This is a genomic window from Aquimarina rhabdastrellae, from assembly GCA_947387485.1.
GTDB lineage: Bacteria > Bacteroidota > Bacteroidia > Flavobacteriales > Flavobacteriaceae > Aquimarina.
The window spans coordinates 26572-35162 of record CANDNT010000025.1 but is presented as its reverse complement, the minus strand read 5'-3'; the positions used below and the strand labels follow the sequence as shown (position 1 = coordinate 35162).

Annotated in this window: 9 protein-coding genes; all 9 read right to left on the bottom strand. The window is 33.0% G+C overall.

Annotated elements, in window-relative coordinates:
- Positions 1 to 88 precede the first annotated feature (88 nt).
- The gene (locus tag ACYEKI_RS20185; protein WP_459213023.1) at positions 89 to 1474 is read right to left on the bottom strand and encodes a DUF3179 domain-containing protein; all 1386 of its coding nucleotides are present in this window, start codon (positions 1472 to 1474) and stop codon (positions 89 to 91) included.
- Between the two features lie 184 nt (positions 1475 to 1658).
- A complete protein-coding gene (trpA, locus tag ACYEKI_RS20180; RefSeq protein ID WP_459213022.1) occupies positions 1659 to 2420 on the bottom strand; it encodes a tryptophan synthase subunit alpha in 762 nt (253 codons plus the stop codon).
- A 9-nt stretch (positions 2421 to 2429) separates the two neighbouring features.
- Positions 2430 to 3614, bottom strand: coding sequence for a tryptophan synthase subunit beta (gene trpB / locus ACYEKI_RS20175; RefSeq protein WP_459213021.1), 1185 nt, complete (start codon positions 3612 to 3614; stop codon positions 2430 to 2432).
- Between the two features lie 62 nt (positions 3615 to 3676).
- Positions 3677 to 3973, bottom strand: coding sequence for a chorismate mutase (locus ACYEKI_RS20170; protein ID WP_459213020.1), 297 nt, complete (start codon positions 3971 to 3973; stop codon positions 3677 to 3679).
- A 1-nt stretch (position 3974) separates the two neighbouring features.
- Entirely contained in the window at positions 3975 to 4610 is a 636-nt protein-coding gene (locus tag ACYEKI_RS20165; protein WP_459213019.1) for a phosphoribosylanthranilate isomerase, read from the bottom strand.
- 4 nt (positions 4611 to 4614) lie between these two features.
- The gene (trpC, locus tag ACYEKI_RS20160) at positions 4615 to 5400 is read right to left on the bottom strand and encodes an indole-3-glycerol phosphate synthase TrpC (protein ID WP_459213018.1); all 786 of its coding nucleotides are present in this window, start codon (positions 5398 to 5400) and stop codon (positions 4615 to 4617) included.
- Between the two features lie 4 nt (positions 5401 to 5404).
- Entirely contained in the window at positions 5405 to 6403 is a 999-nt protein-coding gene (trpD, locus tag ACYEKI_RS20155; protein ID WP_459213017.1) for an anthranilate phosphoribosyltransferase, read from the bottom strand.
- 34 nt (positions 6404 to 6437) lie between these two features.
- A complete protein-coding gene (locus tag ACYEKI_RS20150) occupies positions 6438 to 7004 on the bottom strand; it encodes an anthranilate synthase component II (protein WP_459213016.1) in 567 nt (188 codons plus the stop codon).
- Between the two features lie 24 nt (positions 7005 to 7028).
- Positions 7029 to 8426: an anthranilate synthase component I family protein gene (locus ACYEKI_RS20145; RefSeq protein WP_459213015.1), complete on the bottom strand. Its 1398-nt coding sequence runs from the start codon at positions 8424 to 8426 to the stop codon at positions 7029 to 7031.
- Positions 8427 to 8591: the final 165 nt, after the last annotated feature.

Sequence of the window (8591 nt, the reverse complement as noted above, 5' to 3'; positions counted from 1 at the left end):
TCAATACATCAATAAGTTTCTATTTCAAAGAAATATCAACAATCTTAAAATTAATATTGCCTAAATGCACCACGGGTTACTAAATATATTATTTAATAAGTATCGTATTGGGGTATGAGGCTTTCCACCCAAACCAAAACGCATTAAAAGTAGGGATTCTCAATAGTGTTTTACCACTAGAATGTTCTAGTCGATCTTCGTATATCGTCCAAATCTCATTAAGACTATCTGTTACAGTATGTTCTTTTTGGTTATAAGATATAAAGATTATGTCTTGAGAGTTATATACTCGATTAGCCATGGTTTTGTCGGTGAGTATTACCATAGGAATAGTTCCTATCGTATAAGAATAAATAGGATTACGTTTAAGAAACTTTGTAGATATAGCCAGAGGTTGATTTGGATATTGCTCCAGTTTAATAGCTAGAATAGATTGTTTATTTTTTAACTCAGTATTTTTAATAGGAGTGTTAAACATCAATTGATGTGTAGCAAAGTAATCTTGATAAGCAACCCCTTCGTTATAATCTCTTTGATGTCCTGTATCCAGTGATAATACTAGTGTTTGAGGATGTCTTTTTTTCCATGTACCCCAAGTGGTAGTAATGACACTTTGATAAGATAACTGAATTCCTTTATTTGCTAAAGGACCAACTACTGGAGTTCCCCAAAGTGTATTCCATAAAGATTGTGTAGCCGTATCATACATTAATTTATTTGATCGGTATAAAAAACCACTAGTGCCAAGTTTATGAGTTATACCATTTACAGTATTGTTATAAGCAATAACAGTACCACATAAAGTACAATAAACACCAGTGATTGAAGTCCCTTTGATAGTGTCAGAGAATAGTTCGTGCCAAGCTAAGATACGTTTAGGATAGGCACGTGCTTCTCCATTAATAACGATACCAAAAACAACATCATTTTTATGTAAATAAGAAGCTGTATTAGCAGGAATCATTTTAGGGTTATGTAAGGGAGGAATACCATCTTGAGGAACACCTCCCCATCTAATTTCGTCAAAACGTATTAAAGCTTGTTGTTGTCTATCTTTAAAGTAAGTAGCAAATTTAGGGTCTATATATTGATGTAATAAGGCTTTGAATAAATGATAATCAGGATGTAATTGTTGAGGTTTTTTCCAGATATATTCATACCATGCATTATAATCAAAACCAAATTGCTGTTGTGTTTGTTGTTGTAAAAAAGCCATTAGTCGTAGCGATAAAGCAGCGTTAGAATGAGAAAAATAAAATGTTTCTAGAAACATAATCTCAAATTCAGGTTTCCAATGCTTTTTTATATAAGTTAGAGAACTATTAATAGCGTTATCATCTGTAGTATGCAGTAAATGAATAAAGTGAGCAATTTCAGATTGTTCGGCACGCTGTACTAGTGTTAAATTTTGTTGAGCAATTCCTAATGATACAAAAAAGAACATGCTTAAACATAGAAATAATCGCGTAGGCATTTTTCATTTTTGTCGTTTATAAGGGAAATTCCTGACGAGATATGGTGGTAATAACGTTGTTTATAAGGATGTTAAAAAAGAAAAAAGCATGTGAGACTAGTATTACATGCTTTTTTCAAGGTAATTATGATGTGTCATTTGCTGTGCAAGATATAGTAACTTACAGAAGACTAATGATATAAAATTATCTAATAGTTTGTATAAATTCGCCAATTGCGTTAATACCGTAATTACTAAGGTGTTTGATAAATGCAGAACCGATAATAGCACCTTTTGCAGTGGTTGTTGCTTGCTCAAAAGTAGCAGCATTACTAATACCAAAACCTACAATTTGAGGAGCTTTAAGTTGCATGGCTGCAATACGTTCAAAATAGGATGCTTGTGTACTCCCAAAAGTGCTTTTTGCACCTGTAGTACTAGCGGAACTCACCATATAAATAAAACCATTAGAAATGTTATCGATAAAGCGAATACGTTTTTCTGAAGTTTGAGGTGTGATTAAGAACGTATTGATTAATCCATATTGATCAAAGATAGTTTGATAATGTTGATGGTATTCATCAACTGGAAGGTCTGGAATAATTAAACCATCAATACCTATTTCTGCGCATTTTGCACAAAAAGCTTCGACTCCATATTGCATCATAGGATTAAAATAGCCCATAATGATTAACGGAATAGATACAGTTTTACGAATATCTTTTAATTGTTCAAAAAGTAATTCGGTCGTCATTCCATTTTTTAAAGCTTGAGTAGAACTCGCTTGAATTGTAGGGCCATCTGCTAATGGATCGCTAAAAGGTAATCCAATTTCGATCATATCAACACCGTTTTTTTCTAAATCTTTGATGATTTGTAAGGTATCATTTATTGATGGATATCCTGCAGTAAAATATATAGAAAGTAATTTTTTATCTTCTTGTAGTTTTTGTTGTATTCTGTTCATGACTATAGCTTATAGGTTGAAGTAATCTATATAGGTATTCAAATCTTTGTCTCCACGTCCAGAGAGATTGATTACTACTATATCATCAGGGTTAAATTGTTTTTTATCAAAAATGGCAAGTGCATGCGAACTTTCTATAGCAGGAATGATGCCTTCTTGTTTACATAATTCTAATCCAGCACTCATAGCATCTGCATCTGTGATAGAAACAAACTCGGCACGACCACTTTTAAATAAGTGTGCATGCATAGGACCAACACCAGGATAATCTAAACCAGCAGAAATAGAATAAGGTTCGGTAATTTGTCCATCTGGTGTTTGCATTAATAAAGTTTTGCTTCCATGTATAATACCTTCTTTACCCAAAGCAGAGGTAGCGGCACTTTCTCCAGTGTCAATTCCTTTACCTGCAGCTTCTACAGCAATAATATTTACATTAGGTTGATCAAGATAATGATAAAATGCACCAGCAGCATTACTACCACCACCTACACACGCAATTACATAATCAGGATTTTCTCTACCTTCTTTTTGTTGTAATTGCCATTTGATTTCTTCTGATATGATGGATTGAAATCTAGCTACCATATCAGGATATGGATGAGGTCCTACAACAGAACCTATAATATAATGTGTATCTATAGGGTTATTGATCCAATCCCTAATAGCTTCGTTAGTAGCATCTTTAAGTGTTTTACTACCAGAAGTAGCAGGAACAACAGTTGCACCAAGCATTTTCATACGAGCAACATTAGGAGCTTGACGTTTAATATCAATTTCGCCCATATACACAATACATTCAAGTCCCATTAAAGCGCATACAGTAGCTGTAGCAACACCGTGTTGACCAGCACCAGTCTCCGCAATAATTCGGTTTTTACCGAGTTTTTTTGCCATTAAGATTTGACCTATAGTATTATTTACCTTATGAGCTCCAGTATGATTAAGGTCTTCACGCTTTAAATATACTTTTGTATTGTATTTTTCTGAAAGACGTTTTGCATAATACAATGGAGTAGGGCGACCTACATAGTCTTTTAGCAATTGTTCAAACTCTTCTTTAAAAGAAGGTTCGTTCATAATCTCTAGATACTGAGTACGTAATTCTTCTACGTTAGGATATAGCATCTCAGGGATATATGCTCCCCCAAAATCTCCATAATATCCATTTTCATCTACGTGATAACTTTTCATTTCTTTTACAATTATATTGGCAATGTTATGAGGTATAATACTCACGACATCAAGAGTTGTTTTTAGTTGTTGACTAATGATATTTCTTCATTAATAAAATGTTGAATCATCACAGTATATATGTTTTCAATAAGTGTAGGCGAAAGTTTATATAGCTTTGCCAATTGCTTTTTTGATTCAATAACAGCTTTTACCCGTTTTTGATCACGAACAGCAGTTTCATCCTTTTTAAACTCGGCAGCTTTATAAACATAAAGAGCTCTTTTTGCAATTAATTGAACAATCTCGTGATCAATTAAGTCAATTTCATGCCTTATCTCGTTCATATTATTGCAATCTGAAGCTTCTTTTTGATTCATATTAAAGTATGGATAAAGATTGTGTAAATGTTTTTAAATCTGCTAGATTCTTTAATCCTGGTTCAATTTCAAATTTACTATTGACATCAATAACTTGAATAGGTAAATCTGTTGTGAGAATTTCTTTTAAATTTTCGAGTTCATCGAGACCGATTCCACCACTTAAAATAAAGGGTATAGGAGAGTTATATCTTTTTAAAACTGTCCAATCAAAAGTGTATCCATTACCACCTTTAAGCTTTCCTTTGGTATCAAATAAGAAACAATCTACAAATGCTTCATATGGTTTAAGTGTATCAAAATTAAATTCGTCTTTGATACTAAACACTTTCCATAACGCAACATCATATTCTAAGTCTTTATGCAATGCATTACAGAAGTCAGGACTTTCATTGCCATGAAGTTGTACTACTTTGAGATCGTATTGTGTTACTTTTTCCATAATAAAAGAGATAGAAGCATCTACAAAAACGCCTACTTTTTTTATTTTTTCTGGAATTGAGGGTATTTCGTTATCAAAATTACGAGCGGATTTTTCATAGAAAATGAATCCTAAATAATCTGGCTGTAAACTAGCTACATCCATAATATTATCAGGATGTTTCATTCCGCATATTTTAAGTTTGATATTTTGCATAACATTAATTTGCTAAGCTATTAATAAAATCAACTGCACTTTTTCCAGGAGTTTCAGTTTTCATGAAATTTTCACCAATCAAGAAACCTTTATAACCATAAGGTTGTAATTCTTTAATAGCTTCAATACTACTGATTCCACTTTCAGAAACTTTAACAAAATCGTCTGGAATAAGAGTGCTTAAGTCTTTACTGATTTGCGTGCTTACTTCAAAAGTTTTTAAGTTTCGATTATTAACGCCTAACATGTCTAAAGAAGGCATAATAGACTTTTCTAATTCTTCGTGATTGTGAACTTCTAATAAAACTTCAAGAGATAGACTTTTTGCAAACTCAGATAAGCTTTTAATTTGAGCTTTACTCAGTACTGCTGCGATAAGTAAAATAACATCAGCTCCATGAGCTTTAGCTTCTAGAATTTGGTATTCGTCTATAATAAAATCTTTACGTAATAATGGTAATTGTACTGCAGCTCGTGCTAAGATGAGATCATCTAAAGAACCTCCAAAATATTTACCATCGGTAAGAACAGACATTCCGCATACGCCAGCTTGTTCATAACCTCTAGCAACATCTTGAACACTTACTTTTTGGTTAATTACAGCTTTTGAAGGAGAACGTCTTTTATGTTCTGCAATAATTCCGGTATTACTTTGACATAAATTATTGGCAAGCGATACCGTAGTGCTATCAAATAAAACAGATTGTTCTAATTGTGTGATAGGAATAATCTCTTTTTTTAAGTCAACTTCTATACGTTTATCCGCTATTATTTTATCAAGTATATTCATGTTTTTAAGCAGATTTACTTAGTTCTTGAACTTTTTGAAGTGTGTTTAGTCCTTTTCCAGATAATAAAGATTCTTTTGCAATCTCAAATCCTTCTTTAGGAGTTAAACCTTTTACAGTAGCGATGGCCATACCAGCATTGGCCGAAACTACGTTATTTTGTGCTTCGGTTCCGTTTCCACTTAAAATATCCATGAATATTTTAGCAGAAGCTTCGATGGTAGTACCACCTTGAATGTCCTCTTGACGTAGTGCTTGCACTCCAAAATCATTTGGCGTAAGCATGCTTTCTGTAGCATTTGCTATTGTTTTTGTGTTTCCTGTTAAAGAAATCTCATCATAACCATCTAGGGCATGAATGATCGTAAAATTCTTATCGGTATTTTGATATAGATATCCGTACATTCTAGCTAGTTCAAGATTAAAAACACCTACAATTTGATTAGGAGGAAAAGCTGGATTAACCATAGGTCCTAACATATTAAAAAAGGTTTTTACGCCTAATTCTTTACGTATAGGAGCAACGTTTTTCATTGCAGGGTGAAATAACGGTGCGTGTAACACACAAATTCCTGTTTGATCAATACTGCGTTCTAGAAAATCTTGATCATTACTGAATTTAATCCCTAAATGTTCCATAACATTAGAACTACCACAGGTAGATGATACTCCGTAATTACCGTGTTTAGTTACTTTTATACCTGCTCCGGCTGCAACAAAAGATGATAAAGTAGAGATGTTAAATGTATCTTTACCATCACCTCCTGTACCACATAAATCAATAGGATTATATTGACTTAGATTAACAGGAATACAAAGTTCTAATAAGGCATCTCTAAAACCTTCTAACTCTTCTACTGTAATACTGCGCATCATATAAACAGTAAGAAAAGAAGCTATTTGGCTTTGATTATATGCCCCTTTAGAAATATTAACAAGCACATTTTTTGCTTCTTCTTTAGAGATAGTTTCGTGATTGATTAATCTATTTAGTAATTTTTTCATTTCTTTTTCTTTTTCAATGGATGATCAACTCTGTTTAATTCTGAATCCAGTTTTCTAGCATTTTCTTCCCATCTGGAGTAAGTACAGATTCTGGATGAAATTGTACTCCTCTAATATCTAATTCTTTATGGCGTAAAGACATCACTTGACCGTTTTGATCATAAGAGGTAGCTTCAAGACAATCAGGTAATTGATTGGCTACAACCCAAGAGTGATATCTTCCTACAGGAAATTCTTTGGTGATACCATTAAATAAAAATTCGTCATCAACAGTGGTAGCAACTTGTGTGGCTACGCCGTGATATACTTGATCAAGATTTTCTAAGCTTCCGCCAAAAACTTCACCTATAGCTTGTTGCCCTAGACATACTCCAAAAATACTTTTTGTAGATGCATATGTTTTAATGATCTCTTTTAATAAGCCTGCTTCGTCAGGAATTCCAGGACCCGGAGATAATAAAATTTTATGAAAAGGAGCTATTTCGTCAAGCTGTAATTGATCATTACGCTTTACAGTAACCTCACAACCTAGATCTTCTAAATAATGCACTAAGTTGTATACAAATGAATCATAATTGTCTATTACTAATACTTTTGTCATAAGTTGTTTATTTTAATACAGTTATTAGATCTCTTCTGCAAGTTGTAGTGCTTTATTTAAGGCACCTAATTTATTATATACTTCTTGTAATTCACTTTCTTCATTAGACTCATTAACTAGTCCAGCTCCAGCTTGCCAATGCAATTGATGGTTTTTACTTAAAAAAGTACGGATCATAATGGCATGGTTAAAGTTTCCTTTAAAATCCATAAAACCTATAGCTCCACCATAAAAATCACGGTTAACAGTTTCGTGTTTTTCAATAAGTTGCATTGCCATATGCTTAGGAGCACCGCTAAGTGTTCCTGCAGGAAATGTATCTGCTACGACTTGCATAGTTGGAGTATGTGTATGTTTTTTGGCAGTAACCTTACTAACAAGGTGAATAACATGAGAAAAGAATTGTACTTCTCTATACGTATCTACAGTAACTTGACTTCCGTGACGGCTTAAATCGTTTCTAGCTAAGTCAACTAACATCACATGTTCTGCATTTTCTTTTTCATCTTTGGCTAGTTTTTTTGCTAATTCAGCATCTTGTTCATCATTACCAGTTCGTTTAAACGTACCTGCTATAGGATGAATCTCGGCAGTATCTTCTTTAACAACTAATTGCGCTTCAGGTGAGCTACCAAAGATTTTAAAATCTCCGTAATCAAAATAGAATAAATAAGGAGAAGGATTGATACTTCTTAATGCACGGTAGACATTAAATTCATCTCCTTTAAATCCTCGAGTAAAACGTTTTGAGAGTACTAGTTGAAATACATCTCCGCGTTGACAATGTTTTTTTGCAAGTGCTACATGAGCTTTGTATTCTTCGTCATTAAGATTCGAAGTGGTTTCGCCAGTAGTCTCGAAATTATACGAGGCAAAGTTTTTAACTTTTAACAAAGATTCAATTTGATCAATATTATTTTCTTGATCATAACAATGTGCAAAAATATAGGCTTCGTTATTAAAATGATTGATAGCAATGATATTTTGATATACCGCATAATACATATCAGGAATATTTAATCCACCTTCTTTTTTGGCAATAGAAATGTCTTCAAAATAACGAACAGCATCATATGAAATATAACCAAAAAGGCCGTTGTTGATGAACTTAAAATCATTATTAGTTGCTTTGAATTGTTGTCCGAATTCTTGAATTACATCAGGAATATTAACCTCATCTGTAATAGGAGTAGTAATGATCTCTCCATTAGGTAAGGTTTGCGTGATGGTTTCATTGGCAATTTTAATACTTGCGATAGGGTTACTGCAGATATAAGAAAAACTATTTTCATTACCGCGATAATCACTACTTTCTAATAGTAAACTATTAGGAAAACGATCTCTAATTTTAAGATAGACACTTACTGGTGTAATAGTGTCTGCAATGATCTTTTTGAAATGGGTTGTTAGTGTGAAACTCATTTTTATTTTTCTTTTTTTAAGCTTACAATGGTTATTTTTTGACAACAAAAAAAGGCTTGTCGTGATGACAAGCCTTTTAATATATGTTCTTTACTTAACAATATAGCAGTAGCCTCCTCACGACCTAAGGTTCTGAGAGCTCCACCACCAAGTATTTGTTAAGAT